This is a genomic window from Rhizobacter sp. P2_D12, from assembly GCF_056404395.1.
In genome coordinates this window covers 44286-69268 of record NZ_JBFUEB010000022.1, presented here as the reverse complement: position 1 = coordinate 69268, position 24983 = coordinate 44286, and the positions used below count along the sequence as shown (strand labels likewise).

The following is a 24983-nucleotide window of genomic DNA, read 5'->3' as shown; positions in this document are numbered from 1 at the left end:
CGCGGACGGCAGCGGCCAGGCCGCCGCGCGGCCGAGGCCGAGGCTGGCGCCGAGCGTCGGCAGGTGGGCGGCGCGTGCCGCCGCGATGTCGTCGCCGGCCGCGTCGACGAGGTGGCGCTGCGCCTGCAGCGACGGGTTGGCGGCCAGCGCGGCCTCGACCCAGGCCTGCGGCTCGGCCGGCGCCGGCGGCTCCATCGGCAAGGCGTCCTGCAGCCGGCTCAGCGCGCCGGTGGGCTGGCCGGTGATCTCGGCCAGCGCCTCGCGCGCCCCGTCGCGCGCCTGGCGCGTCGCGATGCTGGTGGCGCGCGCGGCCGCATGGTAGGCGCGCGCCTGGTCGAGGTCGACCTGCGCCGACAGGCCGTTGCGCCAGCGCTGGTCGGCCTGCTCGACCTGCTGGCGGAACGCATCTTCGTTGGCCTCGACCTGACGCACCGCATCGTCGGCGGTCAGCACGTCGAAATAGGCCTGGGCGACGCGCGCGCACAGGGCCTGCTCGGCGGCGCGGTACAGCGCGTCCTGCGCCTCGGCCTGCGCGGTGGCGGCCTGCAGCTGCGACAGCCGGCCGACGTCGACCAGGGACTGGGTGACGGTCAACGCAGCGGCGCGCTGGCTGTTGCGATCGTCCGCCTGGCTGCGTTCGAACGACAGGCCGGCCGAGGCTTGCGGCAACAGCGGGCCGCGGGCGATCACGACACTTTCGCCCGCCACGGCGCGCTGGGCGCTTGCCGTCGCCAATACCGGGTCGGCACGGCGCGCCTGCTGGTAGACCTGCAACAGGTCGTCGGCATGCGCCATCGACGACGCGACCACAAGAAGTAGCCCGGATGCCAATCCGGGAAGCAAGTGACCGACGAGTCCCGGATTGGCATCCGGGCTACGGGAATTCGGCATGTCAGGCGCGCAAACGGAGTTCGTCCGAGACGTCGACGACCTGGCCATCCACCACGTGCACGTTGCGCTGCGCCCGCGCCGCAAGCTGCGGGTCGTGCGTCACCATCACGATGGTCGCGCCGTCGCGGTGCAGGTCTTCCAGCAGCGCCATCACGCTGCGCGCCATCTGGCTGTCGAGGTTGCCCGTCGGTTCATCCGCCAGCAGCAGCCGCGGGCTGCCGGCCAGCGCCCGCGCGATCGCGACGCGCTGCTGCTGCCCGCCCGACAGCTCGGCCGGGTAATGCCGCTCGCGCGCCGCCAGCCCGACCCTCTCCAGCGCATCGCGCACGCGCCGGCGCCGCTCGTCGGCCTTCATGCCGCGGTAGCGCAGCGGCACCTCGACGTTGTCGGCGATGTTCAGGTCCGGGATCAGGTTGAAGGCCTGGAACACGAAGCCGATCTTCTCGTTGCGGATGCGCGAGCGGGCGTTGTCGTCCAGCTGCGCGACCTCGACGCCGTCGAGCCGGTAGCTGCCGGCGGTCGACGCCTCGAGCAGCCCGGCGATGGTCAGGAAGGTGGTCTTGCCGGAACCCGACGGGCCGGTCACCGCGACGAACTCGCCCTCCTGGACCTCCAGGTTGAAGGCGCGCAGCGCATAGGTCTCGATCACCTCGGTGCGGTAGACCTTGGACAGGCCGGTCATCTTGAGCATGGTGGGGTCCCTGGTTCGAAGAAGGAGTTCATCACTGGCTGACGGTGACCTGCGCGGCGCCCTGGAAGGCCTCGGCGCCCGAGATGACGACGCGGTCGCCGGGCTGCAGGCCGGACAGGATCTCGACCTTGTCGAGGCTGCGCGCGCCGGTGCGGATCGGAGTCTTCCACGCGATGCCGTCGCGCAGCACGTAGGCCTGCGCGCCGCCGGATTCGTCGACGAAGCTGCCGCGCTGCACCACCAGCACGTTGTCGCGGCGGTCGAGCAGCACGCGCACCGACAGGCGCTGGTTCTGGCGCAGCTGGTCCGGCGTCTCGCCGCTGAAGCGCAGCCGCGCCGCGACCTCGTTGTTGACGACCTCGGGCGACACCGCGCTGATGCGCGCCGGCCAGTTGCGGCCGTTGCCGGCGATCTCGCCCGGCATGCCGACGGCGAGTTCGCGTGCGAAGCTTTCGGCCACCTGCATCTGCACCTCCAGCGCCGACAGGTCGACCACCGACAGCAGCTGCGCGTCCTTCGCGACATTGGCATGCTCGGCGATGAACAGCTGGCCGACCTGGCCGTCGACCGGCGAGCGCAGCGCCAGGCCTTCGACCTGGCGCTGCAGGTCCTTCACCAGCAGCAGCTGGCGCGCATGCGCGAGCTGCCTGGCCTGCACGTCGAACTTCAGGCTGTCGTCCTTCAGCCGCAGGCCGGCCTCGGCATGGTCGAGCGCGATGCGCGCCTTCTGCAGCGTGTCTCGCGCATGGTCGACCTGCATGCCCGGCACCGCGCCGGCCTCGAAGGCCTTCTGCTGGCGCGCCAGGTCGTTCTGGGCGCTGCCGTGGTCGATGCGCGCCGCGTCGTACGCGCCCTGCAGCGCGCTGCGCTGCTGCTTCGCATCGACCTCGGCGCGCAACACGTCGGCCTTCATCGCGTCGGCGTTCGACAGCTCCTGCGCCAGCCGGGCGGCCAGCTCCGGGCTGTCGATCACCGCCAGCAGCTGGCCCTTGACCACCTTGTCGCCGGCATGCACCTTCAGGCTCGCGGCACCGCCGCTCGCCGCATACAGCGTCGGGCTGGCCGCGGCGACCACCTTGCCTTCGGCCGCGATGTCGCGCACGAAGGGGCCGCGCTGCACCTCGGCGATCACCAGGCGCGACGCGGCCACCGAGTGGCTGGACGCGAAGCCGTGGCGCAGACCGGGCGAGGCCAGCGCCACCGCCACCAGCGCGGCCACCGCGATGCCGATGGCCAACAGCGGGCGGGCGCGCGAGCGGGGCGGCAGAGGCTGGTCCTGGGCGGAGGTGTCGCGGATCATCGGGCGTCCTGGCGGTTGTCCCGCCTGGGATTGCAACGCCCGTGCCCGCCCGGCCTGCGAAGGATTTCCGTTTCAGATCAAGCAGTTGGCGCGAGCTGGTGGTGTCGCAGCAGTGTCCGCGGACACCCGGCGGACACTGTCCGGACGTCCGCTCAGCCCTTGAACGGATTGGCCGTCGCGAACCACAGCCCGATGCCGGTCGCGATGATGAACGCGCCGTCGAGCACGCCGACCAGCAGGAACACCTTCTGCTGCAGCGGCTCCATCAGCTCGGGCTGGCGCGCCGAGGCTTCGAGGTACTTGCTGGCCATCACGCCGACACCCAGGCAGGAGCCGATGGCGCCGAGGCCGATCATGTGGCCGACGGCGAGCGGAACGAGATCGATGCCATTCATGGCGACTCCTTCAGAGGGGCACGGGGTCGAGGAAACCGGTGACGCTGCGCAGGCGCCGGTCGTCCAGCAGCTCGGCGAAGTCGGTGCCGCGCGCCACGCCGCGGCCGCTCGCGTCGCGCAGCTCCCACGAGAAGCGCAGGTGGCGTCCGTGCGCATCGACGCTGCCGTGCGGCTCGAAGCGGTGGCCGGGGTAGTGCTGCTGCACGGCGCCGACCAGGCCGCTGATCCCCTCGTGGCCGCGCACGTCGGCCAGCGGGTCGGTGTAGCGCGCATCGGCCGACCACAGCTCGGCGATCAGGCGCGCGCGCTGCGCGGCATCGGGTTCGTTCCAGATCGCGAGGTAGCGCTGGACGGTGGTGCTGGCATCATTCATGAATGCTCCTTGGGGGTTGAGTGGAGAGGACATGGCTGCATGGTCGCGGCTTGCCTGCATCCAGTCGATGACCTGCGAGGTCATGTCAACGGAGAAGCCGCATGCTGTTCGTTCGCAACGTCACCCTGCCCGACGGCCGCCACGGCCAGGACGTCCTGTCGCGCGACGGGCGCATCGCCGCGATTGCGCCCAACCTCGCGCCGCCCGAAGGCGCGACGCTGATCGACGGCCAGGGCCTGCTGCTGTCGCCGCCCTTCGTCGACGCCCACTTCCACATGGATGCGACGCTCAGCCACGGCCTGCCGCGCGTCAACCAGAGCGGCACGCTGCTCGAGGGCATCGCGCTGTGGGGCGAGCTGAAGCCGCTGCTGACGCAGGACGCGCTGGTCGAGCGCGCGCTGCAGTACTGCGACTGGGCGGTGGCCAAGGGGCTGCTCGCGATCCGCTCGCACGTCGACGTCTGCGACGACCGCTTGCTCGCCGTCGATGCGCTGCTGCACGTCAAGCAGCGCGTGAAACCGTACCTCGACCTGCAGCTGGTCGCCTTCCCGCAGGACGGCGTGCTGCGCGCGCCGACCGCACTGGCCAACCTGAAGCGCGCCCTGGACCGCGGCGTCGACGTGGTCGGCGGCATCCCGCACTTCGAGCGCACGATGGCCGACGGTGCCGAGAGCGTGCGCATCCTGTGCGAGCTGGCCGCCGAGCGCGGGCTGCGCGTCGACATGCACTGCGACGAGAGCGACGACCCGCTTTCGCGCCACATCGAGACGCTGGCCTTCCACACGCAGCGGCTCGGACTGCACGGCCGCGTCACCGGCTCGCACCTGACCTCGATGCACTCGATGGACAACTACTACGTCAGCAAGCTGCTGCCGCTGATCGCCGAGGCGCAGGTGCACGCGGTCGCGAACCCGCTGATCAACATCACGCTGCAGGGCCGGCACGACACCTACCCGAAGCGCCGCGGCATGACGCGCGTGCCCGAGCTGATGGCCGCCGGCGTCAACGTCGGCTTCGGGCACGACTGCGTGATGGACCCGTGGTACTCGTCGGGCAGCGCCGACATGCTGGAGGTGGCGCAGATGGGCCTGCACGTCGCGCAGATGACGGCGCAGTCGCAGATGCGGGCCTGCTTCGATGCGGTGACGGTGAACAGCGCGAAGATCCTCGGGCTGCCGGACTACGGCCTCGCGGTAGGGGCGAAGGCCGACTTCGTGCTGCTGCAGGCGCGCGACCCGGTCGAGGCGATCCGGCTGCGGGCGACACGGCTCGCGGTGGTACGCGGCGGGCGGGTCATCGCCCAGACGCCGGCCGCGACCGCGGCGCTGTCACTGCCCGGCCGGCCCGCGACGGTGGACTGGACGCTTCAGCGCTGAGCCGAGGCCTCGCGGAAGTAGCGCATGCGCTCCTCGTCCGCCGGGTGCGACGCGATCGCGATGCCCAGCCACGACGGCACCGCGGCCGGCTGCCTGGCGCGCTCGGCCGCCACCTTCTCGAAGAAGCGCACCATCGCGTCCGGCGCGATGCCGGCCGCGCGCATCAGGTGCACGCTGTCGGCATCGGCCTCGCGCTCGGCATCGCGCGCATAGCCGGCATGCCCCAGCAGCAGCGGCACGCCGGCCAGCAGGCTGCTGAAGTCGCCCAGCACCGCGCTGCTGACCACGCCCAGCGCCGTCACCTGCACCAGCTGGCGCAGCCCGTGGCGATGCCGCACGTGGCCCAGCTCGTGGCCGAGCACGCCGACGATCACTGCCTCGTCGCCCTCGACCAGCGTCACCAGCTCGTCGGTCAGCACCATCGTGCCGCCCGGCAGCGCGAACGCGTTCGGGCCCAGGCTCTTGTCCTTGCCGCGGCGAAACAGCAGTTCATGGCGCGGCGCACCGCCCGGCCAGGCCTGTGCGACGGCGCGCTCGAACGCGACGCGGAGGCGCTCCTGCTGCGCGAGCGGCAGCGCGCTGGCCTGCACCATCTGGTCTTCGACCGACTGGCGCGCGATCTCGCCGATCTTCTGGTCCACCGTCTGCGGCAGCAGCGCGACGACGGCGCGCGAGGCCCACGGCAGCCCCCACAGGTAGCCGGCGGCCAGCAGCAGCGCAAAGGCGAGCACGGCGGCGCCGACCCAGCGCCAGCTCTGCTGCGCCTTGACGACCAGCGTGTCGCCCCGGCCGCTGGCCGCTGCCCAGGCGTCCCAGCCGGCGCTGTCGTCGGCATGCAGCGCGCCGCCGTCCTGCAGGTGGGCGACGCGCGGGCCGTGCCGCGTGCGCTCGGGCCACTGCACCTCGGCCAGCGGCACGCTGCGCGCGATGCCGTCGCCGGCGACCAGCAGCCGCTCGCCGCTGACGCGGATGCGCACGCGGTGGCTGCGCGCGCTGCGGCCGTCGAAGTAACCGACGTCGAGCTCGGGGGACGAGGCTGCGTTCACAGGCCGATGTCGAGGCCGAACAGATCGGCCGCCGCATCGCCGGCGGCATCCCCGCCCTGGCTGGCCTGGGCGACCAGCGCATCGGGCGTGATGCGGCTGACGACGCTGACCGATTCGAGGCGCAGCCGCGCCAGCGCGACGCGCGCGAACGGCCAGTACAGGCCGAGCGTGACGACCATCAGCAGCCAGTTCAGCAGCGTCACGCGCAGCAGCGAGCGAAAGCGCAGCTGGCTCTTGAAGCGCAGCTGGCTGTTGCCGGTGCGCGACCACAGCAGGTTCTGCAGGCGCGACGTGAAGTAGGGCATCGCGAGGGCCTGCACCATCAGCAAGGTGCCCAAGATGATGACGAAGCCGAACACCATCATCGCGGTGCGGTTGGCGCGCCCGCCGGCCACCTCCACCAGGTTGTGGCCCAGCCCGTAGGCCAGCGCGGTGATGACGACCCCGGCGATGACGCCGGCCAGCACGAACACCCCCAGGCTCTTCAGGCACAGCGCATAGAACGCGCCGAGGCCCGCCCGCAGTTCGGTCTGCAGCTGCGCGAAGGCGTAGTGGTCGTGCTGGTACTTCTTGAGGTTCCAGATCAGCAGCGGCAGCAGCAGCGCCGTGAGACCCATGGTCGAGAACATCAGCGCATCGAACCAGTGCGGCGGGTGGAGCTGGTCGGGCACCGCCGCGACACCGGCGACGATGACGGCGCTCGGCACGAACAGCGGCAGCAGCGCGCGGTAGGCGCCGCCCACGCTGCCGTTGAACCGGAAGCGCAGCCCGCGCCAGCTGGTGTTGGCCAGGCGGAACTGCAGCGAGGCCTTGAACAGCGCCGGCCAGATCAGCGCGACGATCACGAACGCGACCAGCCCGGCGACCGGCGAGAACTGCCCGGCCACCGAGTACAGCCCGCCCAGCAGCGCCACCAGCAGGAAGCCGCGCAGCATCTTCTTCGGGTCGCCATGGAAGCCCAGCGGCTGCCCGGCCACCAGCGTGTTGCCGTGGAAGTAGCGCAGCCGCCGCACCTTGGCCCACGGGAAGTAGAAGCCGCCGGTGACGAGGATCAGCAGCAGGTTGACGATCCAGATGCGGAAGTATTCGCTGCCCGAGCCGGTGAAGCGGATCGCCATGCGCTCGTGCAGCGTGCCGTTGAGCGTGGAGTAGCCCGACGACGGCGGCAACGTGGTGCCGAGCGTCGAGACGACGCCGGTAACGCCGGCGCTGTCGATGCTGGCGTGCTGGGCCGGCGGATCGGCCTCGGGGCCGGACGGGACTTCTCGTGGCGTCGACATGTTCGTGCTGCGCCGTGCTGTACTGGTGCCGGCGCTCTCCCTCCACAAAACTCTAACACCGGCATCCCACGGATCGGTGCCTTCGCGGGGCGCACCCTTCGATAGAATCGGCCGGCATCCAGGGACACCCCACAATGAAACTCATCGGCTCGCTCGCTAGCCCTTACGTGCGCAAGGTGCGCATCGTGATGGCGGAAAAGAAGCTCGACTACCAGTTCGAACTGGAAGACGTGTGGGCGAATGACGCGATCATGAAGTCCAACCCGCTGGGCAAGGTGCCGGTGCTGGTGATGGAAGGCGGCGAGGCGGTGTTCGACTCGCGCGTGATCGTCGAGTACATCGACACCCGCTCGCCGGTGGGCAAGCTGATCCCCGAGACCGGCCGCGAACGCACCGAGGTGCGCACCTGGGAAGCGCTGGGCGACGGCCTGCAGGACGCCGCCATCCTGGCCCGCCTCGAGCAGAACTGGGCCGGCCGCAGCGACGGCCAGCGCAGCGCGGCCTGGATCAGCCGTCAGATGGACAAGGTGCATGCCTGCGTGGCGGCGATGGGCCAGGGCCTGGGCGACAAGGCCTGGTGCTCGGGCAACCACTTCACGCTGGCCGACATCGCCACCGGCTGCGCGCTCGGCTACCTCGATTTCCGCTTTGCGCACATCGACTGGCGCGGCAGCCACCCGAACCTGGCCAAGCTGTACGAGAAACTCGCCGCCCGGCAGAGCTTCATCGACACCGCCCCGCCCTAATTCATCGACAAGCCGTTGGCGCGGATGTCGAACTGCAGCTTCTGGTAGACGCGGCGGATGCCGCAGGCCACCGTGTGCACGCTGGCGTGCCACTGCTGCGCGATCTCGTCGATCAGGTAGCCCTGGGCCAGCCACTGCAGGATCTGCCGCTCCATGCCGGTGAGCACCAGCGGGTTCAGCGCCTCGGTCATGGTGTCCGCCAGCCGGCGGTGGGCCGGCGACTCGAAATGCGACAGCACCTGGCGCGCGATCGTCGGCGACATCGGCGACTCGCCGCGCGCCACCTCCTGCAGGCTCTCGATCAGCGCCTCGGGCGAATTGGCATGCACCCAGTAGCCGTCGGCACCGGCCCGCAAGGCCTGCAGCAACACCGCGTCATCGTGCGACATCAGCGTCACCAGCACCTGCGGCCGCGTGCGGCGCCCGCCCTGGCGCAGGTCGCCGAGCAGGCCGTCGACCGGGCCGTCCTGCACGCGCAGGTCGGTCACCAGGATGTCCGGGTTGGTGCGGGCGATCAGCACGCGCGCCTCTTCGGCCGTGTGGACGGTGCCGGCCACCCGGAAGCCCGGCGCGGCGGCGATGAGCGCGGCGAGGCGAGGGCTGGCCTCGTGATCGCGCTGCAGGAGGACGAGGGACGGCATGGGGTCACGTTCGGCGCGGAAGATCGCTCATTCTTCGCCGTGCCCCGGGGCGGTGCATCCCCATGACCGGGGGCCACCCCCTCACTCGCGGGGGTGCTAACTGACAGGGGAAACCATTGCAAAGCTGTGGGCCTGCGCCAGCGGCCAGTACAGCCTGAAGACGTTCAGCGTCGGCTCGCTGCCGTCCAGCAGCACGCCCGGCTTCAGGAAGGGCAGCAGGTTGGCCAGCAGTTTCACTTCGTGGTCGGACGAGCGCCGCACGATGTGCGCCGCGGTGATCTCGCCGGGGTGGGCCAGCCCGGCCGCCTGCACCAGTTCCTTCAGCGCGTGCAGCGTGTTCTGGTGGTAGCGGTAGACGCGCTCGGCCTTGGTCGGCACCACCAGCGCGCGCTGGCGCTGCGCGTCCTGCGTGCTGACGCCGGTCGGGCAGTTGCCGGTGTGGCAGGCCTGGGCCTGGATGCAGCCGAGCGCGAACATGAAGCCCCGCGCCGCGTTGCACCAGTCGGCCCCGAGCGCCATCATCCGCGCGATGTCGAACGCGCTGACCACCTTGCCGGCGCAGCCCAGCTTCACCTTGTCGCGCAGGTTCAGCCCGACCAGCGTGTTGTGCACCAGCAGCAGGCCTTCCTGCAGCGGCGCGCCGACGTGGTCGGTAAATTCCAGCGGCGCCGCGCCGGTGCCGCCCTCGGCCCCGTCGACCACGATGAAATCGGGCGTGATGCCGGTGACGAGCATGGCCTTGGCGAGCGCGAACCACTCCCAGGGGTGGCCGATGCACAGCTTGAAGCCGGTCGGCTTGCCGCCGGACAGCGTGCGCAGCCGGTCGATGAACTGCATCATCTCCACCGGCGTCGAGAAGGCGCTATGGCGCGACGGCGAGATGCAGTCGACCCAGGTCGCGACGCCGCGCGCCTCGGCGATCTCGGGCGTCACCTTCGGGCCGGGCAGCACGCCGCCATGGCCGGGCTTGGCGCCCTGGCTCAGCTTCAGCTCGATCAGCTTGACCTGCGGGCTGCGCGCGTTCTCGGCGAAGCGTTCCTCGTTGAAGCTGCCGTCCGGGTTGCGGCAGCCGAAGTAGCCGGAGCCGATCTCCCAGATCAGGTCGCCGCCGTTCTGGCGGTGGTGGCGGCTGATGCTGCCCTCGCCGGTGTCGTGCGCGAAGCCGCCGCGCTGGGCACCGGCGTTCAGCGCCAGGATGGCATTGGCCGACAGCGCACCGAAGCTCATCGCCGAGATGTTGAACACGCTGGCGGAGTAGGGCTGTGCGCGGCCAGCGCCGATCATCACGCGGAAGTCGTGCGTCGGCAGCTCGGTCGGCGCGAGCGAATGGTTGATCCATTCGTAGCCGAGCGCGCCGACGTCCATCTGCGTGCCGAACGGCCGCTTGTCGGAATCGCCCTTGGCGCGCTGGTAGACCAGCGAGCGCTGCTGGCGCGAGAACGGCGCCGCCTCGTTGTCGCCCTCGATGAAGTACTGGCGCATCTCGGGGCGGATGAATTCGAGCAGGAAGCGCAGGTGGCCGATGACCGGGTAGTTGCGCAGCACCGAATGGCGCGACTGCAGCACGTCGCGCAGGCCGACCGCCACCAGCAGCGCGAACAGCAGCAGCCACGGCAGGCCGACGCGGAAGGCAACCGCGGTGAACGCGCTGAGCATCAAGCCCACGCCGCACAACAGCCAGGTGGCATAGCGGATCGGAAAATACTGGTTCAGCCTGAGCAGCCACTCTTGCATCGCAAACTCCTTCAGGGCTGCGATGGTAGTCCCGGGGCCGGATGGGACAATGACGGACCACGACACCGGGTTGCGCCATGTTCCTGTCCCTGCTTCGACTCACCGTGCTGGGCGCGGCGGTCGCCACATCCGCCCCAGGCTGGGCCGCCGACCGGATGCAAGACCTCAACTCGCCGCTGCGGGGCACGCGCTGGACGCTGCAGACGCTGGACGGCGTGGCGCAGGCCCCCGTCGCCGGTGGCACCCCGGTGCAACTGGTGCTGAGCCGCAGTGCGAAACAGCTGAGCGGCCACACCGGCTGCAACCGGCTGATGGGGCGTTACGCGCAGCGCGGCACCCTGCTGACGCTGTCACCGCTGGCGACCACGCGCATGGCCTGCGCCGAGCCCCAGATGAAGCAGGAGCAGGCCGTGCTGGCGATGCTCGGGCAGGTGGACGGCTACCGCATCGAGAACCGCACGCTGAGCCTGCTGCAGGGCGAGGTGGTGCGGGCGACCTGGGCGGCGCCCGCCACCCCACCCGCCACGCCCTAGGCGTTACTTCTTTGGTTTGCCCGACTCTTCGCTGCGCTCGATCTCGCCGTTCTTCATCGCGCGCTTGGTTTCGGCCTTGACGTCGGCACGGTCCGCCGGGGCGGCCGAGCCGGCGGCCGGCGGCGGCAGCTTGTCGAGCTCGCCTTCGGTCGTCTTCATCTCGCCCATGGCCTTGGCGGCCTTGGTGTCGGCCTTCACCTGCTCACGCGTCGTTTCCGACGTGGCCGGCTTGCGCTTGTTCTTGTGCTGTTCGCCGATCGGCACCTTCTTGCCCTCGGCGGCAGCGGCCTTGGTTTCGGCCTTCACCTGTTCGCGCGTCTTCGGCGCGGACGGGTCGTCGGTGGTGGCCTGGGCCAGCACGGCCTGCGAGCCGAAGGCGCCGGCGATCAGGGCGGACAACAGGAGCATCTTGTGTTTCATCGGAGGGTCCTTTCGAGGGATGGACCTCCATCAGACCGCGATGCGGGTTCGCTGGCAGTCAGCGAGGGACGGCACTTCCGGTAGGACATTCCCCACCCGCGGCCCGATCGACGGGCTTCAGCCGGTGTGCAGCCGCTTCGCCACCGCGTGCCCGCGCAGCCGATGCGCCTGCGGCATGTCGCTGCCCAGCAGGGGCTGCAGGTAGCGCCGGAACGCCTCGGTGACGCCGTGCCCGCTGTCGGCGATGAAGGCGTCTTCCATCACGCGGGTCTTGCCGGCCACCGCCTCCAGCGGCAGCAGCTCGTAGCGCACCGCGTAGTCGCCACAACGCTGGATCGCCACCGAGCCGTCGCGCTCGCCGCGCAGCGCATGGTGCACGGCCGTCTCGCCGACCTCGCGCGCCTCGCGCTGGTCGACATCCGACACGCAGCCGAGGAAGGAGCGCTGCAGGTAGCCGAAGGTGTCGCCGCGCACGCGCTTGATCTTCAGCCGGTCCTTGATGAGGTCGCACAGCAGGTCGGCCAGCGCGCCGGTGCCCGACAGCTGCACGTTGCCATGCGCGTCGCGCTCGATGCCGCCGTGCGCCAGCGTGGCCGCCATCGGCTCGCCGGAGGCGTCGTGGATGCCCTCGGAGACGGCGATCACGCAGCGCCCGAGCCGGTCGTGGGTGGCCTTCACGTCGGCCAGGAAGCGGTCGCGCTCGAACACGCGCTCGGGCAGGTAGATCAGGTGCGGCCCGTCGTCCGGATGGCGCGCGCCGAGCGCCGCGGCGGCGGTCAGGAAGCCCGCGTGCCGCCCCATCACGACGCCGAGGTAGACGCCGGGCAGCGCCGCGTTGTCGAGGGTGGCGCCGGCAAAGGCCTGGGCGACGAAGCGGGCGGCCGACGCGAAGCCCGGCGTGTGGTCGTTGCCCACCAGGTCGTTGTCGATCGTCTTCGGCACGTGGACGCAGCGCAGCGGGTGGCCGGCCTGGCGCGCCTCGTCGCTGACGATGCGCACCGTGTCGGATGAGTCGTTGCCGCCGATGTACAGGAAGTGGCTGATGCGGTGCGCCTGCAACACCTTCAGGATGGCGCGGCAGTAGGCGAGGTCGGGCTTGTCGCGGGTGCTGCCCAGGGCAGACGCGGGCGTCGCGGCCACGGCCTCCAGGTGCGGCGTGGTCTCGCGCGCGAGGTCGATGAAATCCTCGTCGACGATGCCGCGCACGCCGTGGCGAGCGCCGTAGACGGCCGTCACCTCGGGGAAGTGGCGTGCCGCCAGCACCGCGCCGACCAGCGACTGGTTGATCACCGCGGTCGGGCCGCCACCCTGGGCGATCAGGATCCGGGCTTCGGGCGTGGACGGCATGGCGGGCTCCGGTGGCGTTGCTGGAGGCGCCAAGGGTAGCGGGCTCTCGTTACTTGGTCGAGAACAGCTTGGCGGCGCGGCCCTTCAGCTCGAGCAACTCGCTGGGCGTCACCGAGTAGGCGCCCGACATGATGTCGACCTCGATGCGGAATTCGACGTCGCGCTTGCCGTTGGTCAGCAGGCCCGAGGTGAACTCGTAGGTCTCGTCCTCGACCGGCAGGCCGAGCGCGGCGCTGTCGTGGTCGTCGTACTTGACGTTGCGGATCTCGCCGCTCGCCAGGTCCAGCGTGCCGGTCGAACGGATGACGGACTCGGTGAGTTCGTCGAAGATGACAATCGGCAGTTTCAGGTCCACGGCAGGCTCCAGGGAGAATCGGTGCGCACAGGTGTTGCGCGGGCCGACATTCTAGAGACCCGGCGCGACCTTTCCTTTCCAGACCGACAGGACCCTCCTTTGAACATCCATTTCAGCCTCACCCCGCTCATCTCGCTCATCGCCGGCATCCTGGTGCTGGTGATGCCCAAGCTGCTCAACTTCATCGTCGCGATCTACCTGATCGCGATCGGGCTGATCGGCCTGCTCGGGCTGTCGGCCGTGCGCCTGCACTAGGCATCGTCTTCGTCGGCCGTGATCGCCAGCCGCACGCGCTGGGCGCCCTGCACCTCGGTGCGGGCGGTCAGGCGCAGCGGCTCGCCGACCGGCACCGTGCGGCGCAGCCGGACGTCCAGCGAATCGGCGCCGGCATGGGTCTCGACGCGGCGTGCCCATTCCTGGGCGCCGTTGACCAGCACGCGCATGCCGTGGAAGGCCTCGCCGCCGCTGCGGTGCGCCACGCTGAAGCTGCAGAAGATCTCGAAGCGGCGCTCGCGGCTCGCATGCGGCGGGATGTCGAGCTGGGCAACGTCGCCGTCGCCGGCGTCTTCGGCCCAGTGTTCGGCGGCAGGGCGGGACGGATCTGACAAGAAAGGCTTCATCGGCGGCGAAATGCGCAAAAGTGGGGATGCTAGCCATCCAGCAAAGTCGCGCCAAATGCCTGAGAATCGGCCCCACGGTGTCGCGGGATGCGGCACCGTCCGATCGACCTCATCCACGGGAGCAGCGACATGGGCACCAGATTCGCACGCACCGCCTTCGCGCTCGTGAGCATCATGGCCATTGCGGGGGCGGCGTTCCGCATCTCGACGGCGCCGGAGCGCATCCGCGACAGGCACCAGACCGCGCGCGCGGTGTGCCTGCAGAACGGCGGCGAGTGGGTGCAGATCGACAACAACGACGTGTGTCGCAAGACCGAGGTCGCCAAACAGATGTAGCCCGGATGCCCATCCGGGAATTCAATGGCTGATCATCCAGGGCCGCTTGCCGGCGAATGACCGCGGCGCCTTCGGGGTGTCGCCGCGCGTGCCGCAACACCCGCAACCGGCCGGATGCCGGTAGCGCGCCGATTCCTTCGGTTCGTGCTGCGCCCGCTCGTTGGTCGCCAGCGCCAGCCGGCGTGCCTCGGGCATGTCCGCCAGCCGCGGCGCCGCCAGCCAGGCCCGGGGCGAAGGCGCCGCGCAACGCGGGCAGCCCGCCGGAACATCCCGCTCGGCCATGCGCCGCAGCGCATCGAACGGGCCGCACTGCGCGCAGTGGTAGTCGTAGGTCGGCATGGCGTCCCCGGGCTCAGGCGAGATCCGGCGACATCGGGATGTCCGGCCCGCCGTGGATGTATTTCAAGGGCCCGCTGGCGGTCGGCCGGATGTCGAAATCGAAGATCTGCGTCGGCAGCCACAGCGTCGCGCACGAGTTCGGGATGTCGACCACGCCGCTGATGTGCCCCTGCACCGGCGCCGTGCCCAGGATCGAGTACGCCTGCGCCTTGGTGTAGCCGAACTTCGTCAGGTACTCGATCGCGTTCAGGCAGGCCTGCCGGTACGCCACGTTGACGTCCAGGTAGTGCTGCCTGCCGGCCTCGTCGACCGAGATCCCTTCGAAGATCAGGTAGTCGTTGTAGTGGGGCGTGATCGGGCTGGGCCGGAAGATCGGGTTCCTGACGCCGTACATCGCCATCCCGCCCTTGATCACCTCGACCTTCATGTGCACCCAGCCGGCCATCTCGATCGCGCCGCAGAAGGTGATTTCGCCATCGCCCTGGCTGAAGTGCAGGTCGCCCACCGACAGGCCCGCCCCCTTCACGTACACGGGGAAGTAGATCTTCGAGCCGCGCGACAGGTCCTTGATGTCGCAGTTGCCGCCGTGCTCGCGCGGCGGCACCGTGCGGGCACCCTCGGCCGCCGCCTTGACGCGCGCGTCGCCGCCCAGCCGGCCCATGTGGGCGGTGGCGGCAAACGGCGGGTTGGCCAGCGGCGGCACGCGATCGGGTTCGGTCGCGATCAGGCCGACCTCGCGCTCGTTCCACTTCTCCAGCAGCGACGGGTCCGGCAGGCAGCCGATCAGCCCGGGGTGGATCAGGCCGGCGTAGTTAACGCCCGGCACGTGGCGCGATTTCGTGAACATCCCCTGGATGTCCCAGATCGACTTCTGCGCCAGCGGGAAGTGGTCGGTCAGGAAGCCGCCGCCGTTCTTCTTCGAGAAGAAGCCGTTGAAGCCCCACAGGCTGTCCGGCTTGGCGCCGATGTCCAGCAGGTCGACCACCAGCAGGTCGCCCGGCTCGGCGCCGTGCACGCCGACAGGGCCCGACAGGAAGTGCACGATCGACAGGTCGATGTCGCGCACGTCGTCGGCGCTGTCGTTGTTCTGGATGAAGCCGCCGGTCCAGTCGTAGGTCTCGAGCACGAAGTCGTCGCCCGGCTTGACCCAGCAGGCCATCGGGATGTCCGGGTGCCAGCGGTTGTGGATGTTCTCGTTCTCGTACGGGGATTGCTTCAGGTCGACCTTGATCAGGGTTTCGGGCATGGTGGGGCTCCAGGGGCTCAGACGGACAGGAACTGCTTGATGCGGGCCACGTCGGTGGCCTCGCGGGGGCTTTCGTGCACCAGGCGCCCGCCTTCGATGACGAACAGCCGGTCGGCCACGTCCATCGCGAAGCTCAGCACCTGCTCGGACACGACGATCGTGATCTCGCGCCGCTTGCGGATCTCGTTCAGCGCACGCGCGATGTCCTTGATGATCGACGGCTGGATGCCCTCGGTCGGCTCGTCCAGCAGCAGCACCTTGGGGTCGGTCACCAGTGCACGCGCGATCGCCAGCTGCTGCTGCTGGCCGCCCGACAGGTTGCCGCCCTTGCGCGAGCGCATGTCGAACAGCACCGGGAAGAGGGCATAGATCTCGTCGGGAATGCGCCGGCTGGCGGCGTTCTCGAGGCCGGTGCGGATGTTCTCCTCGACCGTCAGCGCCGGGAAGATCATGCGGCCCTGCGGCACGTAGGCCAGTCCCTTGCGCACGCGTCGGAAGCTCTCGTCCTTCGTGACGTCCTGCCCGTCGACCGAGATCGCGCCCGACCTGGCCGGCAGCACGCCCATCAGGCTCTTGAACAGCGTGGTCTTGCCCATGCCGTTGCGGCCCATGATGGCGACGGTCTCGTTCTTCTTCGCGCTGAAGTCGATGCCGTGCAGGGCCTCGCTCTGGCCGTAGGCGACGTGCAGGTGGGTGACGGTGAGCATCGTGGTTCCTCAGTGACCGAGGTAGACGTCGATCACGCGCGGGTCGGCCTGCACCTGCTCCATCGAGCCCTCGGCGAGGATCTTCCCCTGGTGCATCACCGTCACCTTGTGGGCGATCTGCTTGACGAAGTCCATGTCGTGCTCGATGACGATCATCGAGCGGCCCTTGCAGATGCGCTGCAGCAGCTCGGCCGTCAGCTCGCGCTCGCGCACGCTCATGCCGGCGATCGGTTCGTCCAGCATCAGCAGCTCCGGGTCCTGCATCAGCAGCATGCCGATCTCCAGCCACTGCTTCTGGCCGTGCGACAGCAGCCCGGCCTCGGTCTCCAGCTGGTCGGCCAGGCCGATCTCCACCGCCACCGACTCCACCGCATCGCGCACCCCGGCGTCGCGCTTGAAGGCCAGCGCGCCGAAGACGCCGCGCCCGCGCGGGAACGAGACCTCCAGGTTCTGGAACACGCTCAGGTTCTCGTAGATCGACGGCGTCTGGAACTTGCGGCCGATGCCCGAGCGCACGATCTGGTATTCGGGCAGCCGGCTCATCTCGACGTTCTTGAACTTGATGCTGCCGGCACTGGCCCGCGTCTTGCCGCAGACCAGGTCGAGCAGCGTGGTCTTGCCGGCGCCGTTCGGGCCGATGATCACGCGCAGCTCGTTCTTGTCGACGTAGAGCGTCAGCGCGTCGATCGCCTTGAAGCCGTCGAACGAGACGGTCAGGTCCTCGACCGCCAGCACGAAATCGGTGTTGCTCATGACGCCCTCCAGGCCGCTGCAGTCTGCGGACCCTGGCTGCGCCTGCCCCTGCGCGCCGCCCACCAGGGCTTCAGCCTGTTCGCATACAACCCGGCCAGCCCTTCGGGGAAGGCCAGCACGACGCCGAGGAACATCGCCGCCATCAGGAACAGCCACAGGTCCGGGAAGCTTTCCGAGAAGTAGGTCTTGCCGAAGTTGACGAGCAGCGCGCCATACACCGCGCCGACCAGCGACATGCGCCCCCCCACCGCCGCGAAGATCACCATCTCGATGCTCGGCACGATGCCCACCAGGGACGGCGACATGAAGCCCACCTGCAGCGTGAACAGCGCCCCGCCGATGGCCGACAGCAGCGCGGCCAGGCAGAACGCGAAGACGCGGAACATCGCGACGTCGTAGCCGGAGAAGCGCACCCGGTCCTCCTTGTCGCGCATCGCCAGCAGCAGCGTGCCCAGCTTGCTCTTCTGGATCCAGGTGCACAGCACGATCGCGCCCAGCAGCAGCGCCACCGTCAGGAAGTACAGGATGTACTTGGCGCTGTTGGTGCGCGTGTCCCAGCCGAGCAGCGTCTTCAGGTCGGTCATGCCGTTGACGCCGCCGGTGTAGCCCTGCTGGCCGATGATCAGCACGGTGAGGATCAGCGCCACCGCCTGCGTGATGATCGCGAAGTACACGCCGCCGACACGCCGCTTGAACATCGCGAAGCCGATCACGAAGGCGAGCAGCGTCGGCAGCACCAGGATCGCGAGCAGCGCCCACGGGAAATGCCGGAACGGCTCCCACCACAGCGGCAGCGCGGTGATCTGGTTCCAGTCCATGAAGTCGGGAATGCCGGGGGTCGACTGGATCTTCGTCGTGACCGGGTCGCTGGCCTCGAGCTTCAGGAACATCGCCATGCCGTAGCCACCGAGCCCGAAGAACACGCCCTGGCCGAGGCTCAGCACGCCGCCGTAGCCCCACAGCATGACCAGGCCCAGCGCGACGAAGGCGTAGCTCAGGTACTTGCCGACCAGGTTGAGCCGGAACAGGTCGAAGGCCAGCGGGAACACCACCGCCAGCACCACCGCCAGCAGCAGCACGCTGCCCATGCCGCTGCGGTCCAGCCACTGCTTGATGCCGTTCATCGGATTGCCCTGTTGGAGGAGGAAGACATCAACGCCGCACCTTGGCCGCGAACAGCCCCTGGGGCCGCAGCATCAGGATCAGCACGATCAGCGACAGCGTCAGCACCTTGGCCATCGAGCCGGTGATGAAGAACTCGGCGATCGACTGCGTCTGCGCGATGCCGAAGGCCGAGACCACGGTGCCGAGCAGGCTGGCCGCGCCGCCGAAGGTGACGACCAGGAACGCGTCGACGATGTACAGCGAACCGCTGGTCGGGCCGGTGGAGCCGATGGTGGTGAAGGCCGCGCCCGCGACGCCGGCGATGCCGCAGCCGATCGCGAAGGTGAGCCGGTCGGTCTGGCGCGTGTTGATGCCGGTGGCGTTCGCCATCACGCGGTTGGCCACCGTGGCGCGCACGCGCAGGCCCCATCGCGAGCGGTACAGCGCCAGCAGCACGCCGCCGGTGACCACCAGGGTCAGGGCCATCACGAACAGGCCGTTGATCGGGATGTCGAGCCCCGCGGACGGTGCCCACGAGCCCATCAGCCAGTCGGGCAGCGTCGGGCTCACTTCCTTGGCGCCGAAGGCCGAGCGGAAGATCTGCTGCATGCCCAGCGACAGGCCCCAGGTGGCGAGCAGCGTGTCGAGCGGGCGGCGGTACAGGTGGCGGATGAACAGCCACTCGACCGCCCAGCCCGCGGCGAACGCGAAACCGAAGGCCGCGACGATCGCGACCGGAAAGTAGACGGCCACGAACTTCGGCGCATAGCTCTCGGCCAGGTGCGAGAACAGGTAGATCGTGTAGGCGCCGATCGTCATGAACTCGCCGTGCGCCATGTTGATGACGCCCATCTGCCCGAAGATGATCGCCAGGCCCAGGCCCATCAGCAGCAGCACGGAGAACAGGCTCAGGCCGGCGAAGCCCTGCATCAGGCCGATGTTCAGCATTTCCGAAAGACTCATGGCGTGCTCCGTGCTGCCCGGGGTTCAGGTCACTGATAGCCCTTGGGGAACGGATTCGGCTCGATCAGCCCCGGCGACTCCGCGACCACCTTGAACTGCCCGTCCGCCTGCGCCATGCCGATGCGCGTCTTGCTCCACAGGTGGTGGTTGTCGTGCACCTTCACGTAGCCCTCGGGCGCGGTCTTCAGCTCGATGCCGGCCGATGCCGCGGCGATCCGGTCGACGTCGAAGCTGCCGGCCTTCTCGACCGCCGCCTTCCACAGCCACGGGCCGAGGTAGCCCGCCTGCGTCACGTCGCCGATCACCGAGGTGGGGCCGTACTTGGCGCGGAAGGCCGACACGAAGGCCTTGTTGTTGGCGTTGTCCAGCGACTGGAAATACTTCATCGACGCGTAGAAGCCGGCCATGTTCTCGCCGCCGATGCCCAGCACCTCGTCCTCGGTGACCGAGATCGTCAGCAGGAACTGCTTGTCGGCGGTGACGCCGGCCGCCTTCAGCTGCTTGTAGAACGCGACGTTCGAGCCGCCGACCACCGCGACGAAGATGCAGTCGGGCTTGGCGACCTTGATCTTGTTGATCAGCGAGTTGAAGTTGGTGTGGCCCAGCGGGTAGTACTCCTCGCCCACCACCTTGCTGCCGGGCAGGTGCCCCTCGATGTGCTTGCGCCCGATCTTCATCGAGGTGCGCGGCCAGATGTAGTCGGAGCCGACCAGGAAGTAGGTCTTCGCCTTCTTCTCCTTGGCGGCCCAGTCGAGGCCCCACAGGATCTGCTGCGTCGCCTCCTGCCCGGTGTAGATGACGTTCTTGCTCTGCTCCAGCCCTTCGTAGAAGGTCGGGTAATAGAGCATGCCGTTCTCCTTCTCGAAGATCGGCAGCACCGCCTTGCGCGAGGCCGAGGTCCAGCAGCCGAACACGCAGGCGACGCGGTCGTTCACCAGCAGCTTCTTCGACTTCTCGGCGAAGGTCGGCCAGTCGGACGCGCCGTCCTCCTTGATGACCTTGATCTTGCGGCCCAGCACGCCGCCCATCGCGTTGATCTGGTCGATCGCGAGCTGCTCGGCCTGGATCGAGCCGGTCTCCGAGATCGCCATCGTGCCGGTGCCCGAATGCAGCTGTCCGACCGTCACCTCGGTGTCGGTGACCGCCAGCTTCGTCGTGTTGACCTTGGCGGTCGGGAACGCCTGTGCCAGCGCCAGGGCAGGCAGGCCCGCCAGCGGCAGCGCGGCCGCACCTTGCAGCAGGCGGCGCCGTTGGATCGAATCGGGAAGATCGTGGGACATCGTGTTCTCCGAACGGGTTGAGGGCATCGTGATGCCGCACGGCACCAAGCCTGTGCAGTGCCGCGTGGTTCACGCTGGTGCCCACTGTCCGGCCACGAGCGCGCCGGGCGAATACGTCAATCGACGTAGCGCCGCGAGCGCGCCGCGCGGCGACACTCGCGCGGCACGAGCAGGAGCGGGAGCGCTTCTTGCAAGCAGGAGCCGGCACTGCCGTCGTTGTCGGAGAAGCCGGTGTCCGTGGCCACGCAAAAGATCTTCCGCATCCGCCGGGACTACAACACCTGGGTCGGCAACGAGACGCTCGAGGACTACGCGCTGCGCTACACGCCGCGCAGCTTCCGCAAGTGGAGCGAGTTCCGCGTCGCCAACACCGCATTCGGCGCCACCTCGTTCCTCGCCCTCGAGGCCATCGGCGGCTCGATCGCGATCGGCTACGGCTTCTCGAACGCGCTGTGGGCCATCCTCGTCGTCGGCCTGATCACCTTCCTGACCGGCCTGCCGATCAGCTACTACGCCGCCAAGTACGGCGTCGACATGGACCTGCTGACGCGCGGTGCCGGCTTCGGCTACCTGGGCTCGACGCTGACCTCGCTGGTCTACGCGAGCTTCACCTTCATCTTCCTCGCGCTCGAGGCCGCGATCCTGGCGCTCGCGCTGCAGATGTACTTCGACTGGCCGCTGTCGCTGTGCTACCTGCTGTCGTCGCTGGGCATCGTGCCGCTGGTGATGCACGGCATCACGCTGATCTCGCGGCTGCAGCTGTGGACGCAGCCGCTGTGGCTGGTGCTGCTGGTCTGCCCCTACGCCTTCGTGCTGGCGAAGAACCCGCAGGTGTTCGCCGACTTCACCGGGCTGGTCGGCCGCGCCTCGGGCAGCAACGGCTTCAGCTGGCTGATGTTCGGCACCGCGGCCACGGTGGCGTTCTCGCTGGTGGTGCAGATCGGCGAGCAGGTCGACTACCTGCGCTTCCTGCCGGAGAAAACGGCCGCCAACCGGCGCCGCTGGTGGACGGCGGTGCTGGTGGCCGGACCCGGCTGGATCGTGCCGGGGATGGTGAAGATGCTGGGCGGCGCCTTCCTCGCCTTCCTGGCGCTGCAGCACCAGATCCCGACCGAGAAGGCGGTCGAGCCCACGCAGATGTACCTGGCCGGCTTCGGCTACGTGTTCGACAACCCGGCCTGGGTGCTGGCAGCCACCACCTTGTTCGTGCTGGTGTCGCAGCTGAAGATCAACCTGACGAACGCCTATGCCGGCTCGCTGGCCTGGTCCAACTTCTTCGCACGGCTCACGCACAGCCACCCGGGCCGCGTGGTCTGGCTGGTGTTCAACGTGCTGATCGCGGTGCTGCTGATGACGCTGGGCGTGTTCGAGGCACTGGAGCGGGTGCTCGGGCTGTACAGCAACGTCGCGATCGCGTGGGTGGGCGCGCTCGTCGCCGACCTGGTGATCAACAAGCCGCTCGGCTGGAGCCCGCGCCACATCGAGTTCAAGCGCGCCCACCTGTACGACATCAACCCGGTCGGCCTGGGCGCGATGCTGAGCGCCGCGGTGCTGGCGATCGTCGCCTATGCCGGCGCGCTGGGGGCGGCGGCGCAGGCCTTCGCGCCCTTCATCGCGCTGGTGACGGCGATGCTGGTCTCGCCGCTGCTGGCGTGGGCGACACGCGGCCGCTACTACCTGGCGCGCCGCGACACGGCGGGTTGGCTGCCGGGCCAGAGCGTCGCCTGCGCGGTCTGCGACAACGCGTTCGAGTCCGAGGACATGGCGCACTGCCCGGCCTACGGCGCGCCGATCTGCTCGCTGTGCTGCACGCTGGAGTCGCGCTGCCACGACCGCTGCAAGACCGACTCGCGCGCGGCCGAGCAGGTGAGCGCGGTGCTGGCCGCGGTGCTGCCGGCGGCGCTGGCCTCGCGCGTGAACTTCCGCGTCGCGCACTACCTGGTGGTGGCGGCCTCGCTGGTCGGCCTGCTGGCGGTGATCCTGGGCGTCGTCTACGACCAGGAGGGCGTGCTGCACTCGGCCGACCAATGGGCGCTGAAGGCGCCGTTCCTGAAGGTGTTCGCGCTGCTGTCGCTGAGCGCCGCGGTGGGGGCCTGGTGGGTGGTGCTGGGCAGCGAGAGCCGGCACATGGCGCAGGACGAGTCGAACCGCCAGAACCAGCTGCTGACGCGCGAGATCGAGGCGCACCGCCGCACCGATGCCGCACTGCAGGCCGCGAAGGACCTGGCCGAGGCGGCCAACCAGGCCAAGACGCGCTACGTGGCCGGCATGACGCACGAGCTGCGCACGCCGCTCAACAGCATCCTCGGCTATGCGCAGATCCTGCTGAAGGACGAGCAGGTGCAGGGCGTGCGGCGCGCGTCGGTCGACACCATCCACCGCAGCGGCGAGCACCTGCACGGCCTGGTCGACGGGCTGCTCGACCTGGCGCGCATCGAGGCCGGGCGGCTGCGGCTGGACATGGCGCCGCTGCCGATGCACGAGTTCCTGGACGACCTGGTGCGCATGGTGGCGCCGCAGGCGGAAGCCAAAGGGCTCGTCTTCACCCTGCAGACCAGCGGACGCGTGCCGGACCACGTGAATGCCGACGCGAAGCGGCTGCGCCAGATCCTGATCAACCTGCTGAGCAACGCGGTGCGCTTCACCGAGCGCGGCAGCGTGACGCTGCGGCTGGACTACCGGCTGGAGCTGGCGCGCTTCGAGGTGGTCGACACCGGCATCGGCATCGCGGCGCAGGACCAGGAACGCATTTTCCTGCCGTTCGAGCGCGGCCCGGCCGGGCGCCGCACCGGCGAGCCGGGCACCGGGCTGGGCCTGACGATCACGCACTTGCTGACGCAGCTGATGGGCGGCGAGCTGACGGTGAAGAGCACGCCCGGCGAGGGCAGTTGCTTCACCGCGCGGCTGTACCTGCGCGAGATCAGCGCGCCGGTGGTGGCGCGGCGCACCCACCGGCCGGTGACCGGCTACCTGGGCCCGCGGCGCAGCCTGCTGGTGGTGGACGACCAGCCGACGCAGCGGCAGATGCTGGCCGGGCTGCTGATGCCGCTGGGGTTCCGCATCCGCGAGGCGGCCAGCGGGCGCGAGTGCCTGGAAAGCGTGATCGAGGATTGTCCCGACGCGGTGCTGCTGGATGTGTCGATGGACGACATGGACGGCTGGCAGACCGCGCGCCAGATCCGCGCCGCGGGCCTACCGCACGTGCCGATCCTGATGGTGTCGGCGAATGCCTTCGAGAACCAGGCCGACAAGCTGGCCGCGGCCGGCTGCCAGGGCTTCGTCGACAAGCCGGTGATCGAGTCGGAGCTGCTCGACATGCTGCAGCGGCACCTGCAGATCGAATGGCTGGCCGAGCTGGCGCTGCCGAACTGGGCGCTGGCGGGCGGCGGTGCGGGGAGCGCGACCGCGCTGCCGGGCGAGCTGGTGGGCCGCTTGATCCGGCTGGCGCGGCTGGGTCACCGGCAGGGGTTGCAGGCGGCGCTCGACGACGCGCTGCGCCGCCACCCGTCGGGGCGGGCCGAGCTGCAGGCGCTGCAGGGGCTGGTGGAGCGCTTCGAACTCGATGCGCTGCTGGACCGGCTGACGCAGGCGCTGCCGGACCCGTCGGCGGAGGCCGTGTGAGCACGGCCCCGGTGGTGCTGGTGGTGGACGACGCGCCGCAGTCGCTGGGGGTGCTGTGCACGTCGCTGGAGGCCGAGGGCTATACGGTGCTGGTGGCCCGCGACGGCGAATCGGCGCTGGCGCGGCTGGACCTGGCGACGCCGGACGCGATCCTGCTGGACGCGTTGATGCCGGGCCTGTCGGGCTTCGAGACCTGCCGCCGCATCAAGCAGGACCCGGCGCTGTCGCACATCCCGGTGATCTTCATGACCGGCCTGTCGGAGACGCCGCACATCGTGGAAGGCTTCGACAGCGGCGGCGTCGACTACGTGGTCAAGCCGGTGCGGGCGCAGGAGGTGCTGGCGCGGCTGGCCACGCACGTGCGCAATGCGCGCGCGGTGCGGCTGGCACGCCAGGCCATCGACGTCGGCGGGCATGGCGTGCTGCTGCTGGATGGGCAAGGCCGCGTGGCCTGGCAGTCGCCGCAGGCGGCGGCGTGGCTCCGGGAGTTCCTGGGGGGCGAGGCGGTGCCGGCCGCCTGGGGGGCGGACGAGGCCACGCCGCATCGCCGCGCCGGCCGCGACGGCCGCGTGCTGTCGGTGCGCCACGTCGGCGCGGTCGGGCTGGGCGAGCGGATGCTGCTGCTGCGCGTGGATGCGCCCGCAGCGGGCGGCGGCGAAGCGGCGCCGTCGCGCCTCGGCACCGCGTCGCTGACGCCGCGCGAGACCGAGGTGCTGTCGTGGATCGCGAAGGGCAAGACCAACCGCGATGTCGGCGACATCCTCGGCATGAGCCCGCGCACGGTGAACAAGCACCTGGAGCACGTGTTCGAGAAGCTGGGGGTCGAGACACGCGCCGCGGCGGCGGCGCTGGCCAGCCGGGAGCTGGGCTGAAGGGCACAATTCGC

27 protein-coding genes are annotated in these 24983 nt (G+C 69.8%); 7 read left to right on the top strand and 20 right to left on the bottom strand.

Annotated elements, in window-relative coordinates; genetic code table 11:
* The 5 genes from AC1DYN_RS10215 to AC1DYN_RS10195 form a co-directional block, all read right to left on the bottom strand.
* Positions 1–795: TolC family protein (locus tag AC1DYN_RS10215; protein WP_477959022.1), on the bottom strand; the 795-nt coding region annotated here is incomplete at its 3' end.
* Between the two features lie 97 nt (positions 796–892).
* Positions 893–1582 carry an ABC transporter ATP-binding protein gene (locus AC1DYN_RS10210; RefSeq protein ID WP_477959021.1) on the bottom strand — a complete coding sequence of 230 codons (690 nt, stop codon included), beginning with the start codon at positions 1580–1582 and terminating at the stop codon, positions 893–895.
* Between the two features lie 31 nt (positions 1583–1613).
* Positions 1614–2882, bottom strand: a complete 1269-nt coding sequence (locus tag AC1DYN_RS10205; protein WP_477959020.1) for an efflux RND transporter periplasmic adaptor subunit — start codon at positions 2880–2882, stop codon at positions 1614–1616.
* A 152-nt stretch (positions 2883–3034) separates the two neighbouring features.
* Entirely contained in the window at positions 3035–3277 is a 243-nt protein-coding gene (gene atpE / locus AC1DYN_RS10200) for a F0F1 ATP synthase subunit C (RefSeq protein ID WP_477959019.1), read from the bottom strand.
* A 10-nt stretch (positions 3278–3287) separates the two neighbouring features.
* A complete protein-coding gene (locus AC1DYN_RS10195; RefSeq protein ID WP_477959018.1) occupies positions 3288–3650 on the bottom strand; it encodes a nuclear transport factor 2 family protein in 363 nt (120 codons plus the stop codon).
* A 101-nt stretch (positions 3651–3751) separates the two neighbouring features.
* On the opposite strand from AC1DYN_RS10195, the gene AC1DYN_RS10190 reads away from it, so the two are divergent.
* On the top strand, positions 3752–5026 hold the full coding sequence (locus tag AC1DYN_RS10190; protein ID WP_477959017.1) for an amidohydrolase family protein: 1275 nt from the start codon (positions 3752–3754) through the stop codon (positions 5024–5026).
* Here AC1DYN_RS10190 and AC1DYN_RS10185 read toward each other — a convergent pair.
* Positions 5017–6072, bottom strand: coding sequence for a M48 family metallopeptidase (locus tag AC1DYN_RS10185; RefSeq protein WP_477959016.1), 1056 nt, complete (start codon positions 6070–6072; stop codon positions 5017–5019). The genes AC1DYN_RS10190 and AC1DYN_RS10185 overlap by 10 nt on opposite strands.
* Positions 6069–7352, bottom strand: a complete 1284-nt coding sequence (locus AC1DYN_RS10180; protein ID WP_477959015.1) for a YjgN family protein — start codon at positions 7350–7352, stop codon at positions 6069–6071. The genes AC1DYN_RS10185 and AC1DYN_RS10180 overlap by 4 nt, the downstream gene beginning before the upstream one ends.
* A 134-nt stretch (positions 7353–7486) precedes the next feature.
* On the opposite strand from AC1DYN_RS10180, the gene AC1DYN_RS10175 reads away from it, so the two are divergent.
* Positions 7487–8098 carry a glutathione S-transferase N-terminal domain-containing protein gene (locus AC1DYN_RS10175; protein WP_477959014.1) on the top strand — a complete coding sequence of 204 codons (612 nt, stop codon included), beginning with the start codon at positions 7487–7489 and terminating at the stop codon, positions 8096–8098.
* Here AC1DYN_RS10175 and AC1DYN_RS10170 read toward each other — a convergent pair.
* On the bottom strand, positions 8095–8739 hold the full coding sequence (locus AC1DYN_RS10170; RefSeq protein ID WP_477959013.1) for a LuxR C-terminal-related transcriptional regulator: 645 nt from the start codon (positions 8737–8739) through the stop codon (positions 8095–8097). The genes AC1DYN_RS10175 and AC1DYN_RS10170 overlap by 4 nt on opposite strands.
* A 96-nt stretch (positions 8740–8835) precedes the next feature.
* Positions 8836–10473, bottom strand: coding sequence for an FMN-binding glutamate synthase family protein (locus AC1DYN_RS10165; RefSeq protein WP_477959012.1), 1638 nt, complete (start codon positions 10471–10473; stop codon positions 8836–8838).
* A 77-nt stretch (positions 10474–10550) separates the two neighbouring features.
* On the opposite strand from AC1DYN_RS10165, the gene AC1DYN_RS10160 reads away from it, so the two are divergent.
* A complete protein-coding gene (locus AC1DYN_RS10160) occupies positions 10551–11006 on the top strand; it encodes an META domain-containing protein (protein WP_477959011.1) in 456 nt (151 codons plus the stop codon).
* 3 nt (positions 11007–11009) lie between these two features.
* On the opposite strand, the gene AC1DYN_RS10155 is transcribed toward AC1DYN_RS10160, so the two are convergent.
* The 3 genes from AC1DYN_RS10155 to AC1DYN_RS10145 all read right to left on the bottom strand — a co-directional run bounded on the left by AC1DYN_RS10155 (position 11010) and on the right by AC1DYN_RS10145 (position 13128).
* On the bottom strand, positions 11010–11426 hold the full coding sequence (locus AC1DYN_RS10155; RefSeq protein ID WP_477959010.1) for a DUF4148 domain-containing protein: 417 nt from the start codon (positions 11424–11426) through the stop codon (positions 11010–11012).
* Between the two features lie 117 nt (positions 11427–11543).
* Positions 11544–12773 carry a 6-phosphofructokinase gene (locus AC1DYN_RS10150; RefSeq protein ID WP_477959009.1) on the bottom strand — a complete coding sequence of 410 codons (1230 nt, stop codon included), beginning with the start codon at positions 12771–12773 and terminating at the stop codon, positions 11544–11546.
* 49 nt (positions 12774–12822) lie between these two features.
* Complete coding sequence (locus AC1DYN_RS10145; protein ID WP_477959008.1) at positions 12823–13128, bottom strand: hypothetical protein; 306 nt, start codon at positions 13126–13128, stop codon at positions 12823–12825.
* 99 nt (positions 13129–13227) lie between these two features.
* On the opposite strand from AC1DYN_RS10145, the gene AC1DYN_RS10140 reads away from it, so the two are divergent.
* Positions 13228–13383: a DUF3096 domain-containing protein gene (locus AC1DYN_RS10140; RefSeq protein WP_477959007.1), complete on the top strand. Its 156-nt coding sequence runs from the start codon at positions 13228–13230 to the stop codon at positions 13381–13383.
* Here the strand turns inward: AC1DYN_RS10140 and AC1DYN_RS10135 are convergent.
* Positions 13380–13736: a hypothetical protein gene (locus tag AC1DYN_RS10135; protein WP_477959006.1), complete on the bottom strand. Its 357-nt coding sequence runs from the start codon at positions 13734–13736 to the stop codon at positions 13380–13382. The two genes, AC1DYN_RS10140 and AC1DYN_RS10135, sit on opposite strands and share 4 nt — an antisense overlap.
* A 141-nt stretch (positions 13737–13877) precedes the next feature.
* On the opposite strand from AC1DYN_RS10135, the gene AC1DYN_RS10130 reads away from it, so the two are divergent.
* Positions 13878–14084 (top strand): hypothetical protein, encoded by a 207-nt coding sequence (locus tag AC1DYN_RS10130; protein WP_477959005.1) that lies wholly within the window; start codon positions 13878–13880, stop codon positions 14082–14084.
* Between the two features lie 21 nt (positions 14085–14105).
* Here the strand turns inward: AC1DYN_RS10130 and AC1DYN_RS10125 are convergent, their stop codons facing one another.
* Genes AC1DYN_RS10125 through urtA form a run of 7 tightly spaced genes read right to left on the bottom strand, consistent with a single transcriptional unit; the run spans position 14106 to position 20476 of the window.
* The gene (locus AC1DYN_RS10125; protein WP_477959004.1) at positions 14106–14423 is read right to left on the bottom strand and encodes an FmdB family zinc ribbon protein; all 318 of its coding nucleotides are present in this window, start codon (positions 14421–14423) and stop codon (positions 14106–14108) included.
* Between the two features lie 13 nt (positions 14424–14436).
* Positions 14437–15669, bottom strand: a complete 1233-nt coding sequence (fmdA, locus tag AC1DYN_RS10120) for a formamidase (RefSeq protein WP_477959003.1) — start codon at positions 15667–15669, stop codon at positions 14437–14439.
* 17 nt (positions 15670–15686) lie between these two features.
* Positions 15687–16376, bottom strand: coding sequence for an urea ABC transporter ATP-binding subunit UrtE (urtE, locus tag AC1DYN_RS10115; RefSeq protein WP_477959002.1), 690 nt, complete (start codon positions 16374–16376; stop codon positions 15687–15689).
* Between the two features lie 9 nt (positions 16377–16385).
* The gene (gene urtD, locus AC1DYN_RS10110) at positions 16386–17129 is read right to left on the bottom strand and encodes an urea ABC transporter ATP-binding protein UrtD (RefSeq protein ID WP_477959001.1); all 744 of its coding nucleotides are present in this window, start codon (positions 17127–17129) and stop codon (positions 16386–16388) included.
* Positions 17126–18253 carry an urea ABC transporter permease subunit UrtC gene (urtC, locus tag AC1DYN_RS10105; RefSeq protein WP_477959000.1) on the bottom strand — a complete coding sequence of 376 codons (1128 nt, stop codon included), beginning with the start codon at positions 18251–18253 and terminating at the stop codon, positions 17126–17128. Before urtC ends, urtD begins: the two co-directional genes overlap by 4 nt.
* A 28-nt stretch (positions 18254–18281) precedes the next feature.
* Positions 18282–19196, bottom strand: a complete 915-nt coding sequence (gene urtB / locus AC1DYN_RS10100) for an urea ABC transporter permease subunit UrtB (RefSeq protein WP_477958999.1) — start codon at positions 19194–19196, stop codon at positions 18282–18284.
* Positions 19197–19225: 29 nt separating this feature from the next.
* Positions 19226–20476: an urea ABC transporter substrate-binding protein gene (urtA, locus tag AC1DYN_RS10095; protein WP_477958998.1), complete on the bottom strand. Its 1251-nt coding sequence runs from the start codon at positions 20474–20476 to the stop codon at positions 19226–19228.
* Between the two features lie 231 nt (positions 20477–20707).
* Between urtA and AC1DYN_RS10090 the strand changes: the two genes are divergently transcribed.
* Complete coding sequence (locus AC1DYN_RS10090; protein WP_477958997.1) at positions 20708–24097, top strand: hybrid sensor histidine kinase/response regulator; 3390 nt, start codon at positions 20708–20710, stop codon at positions 24095–24097.
* Positions 24094–24969, top strand: a complete 876-nt coding sequence (locus AC1DYN_RS10085) for a response regulator (protein ID WP_477958996.1) — start codon at positions 24094–24096, stop codon at positions 24967–24969. The genes AC1DYN_RS10090 and AC1DYN_RS10085 overlap by 4 nt, the downstream gene beginning before the upstream one ends.
* Positions 24970–24983: the final 14 nt, after the last annotated feature.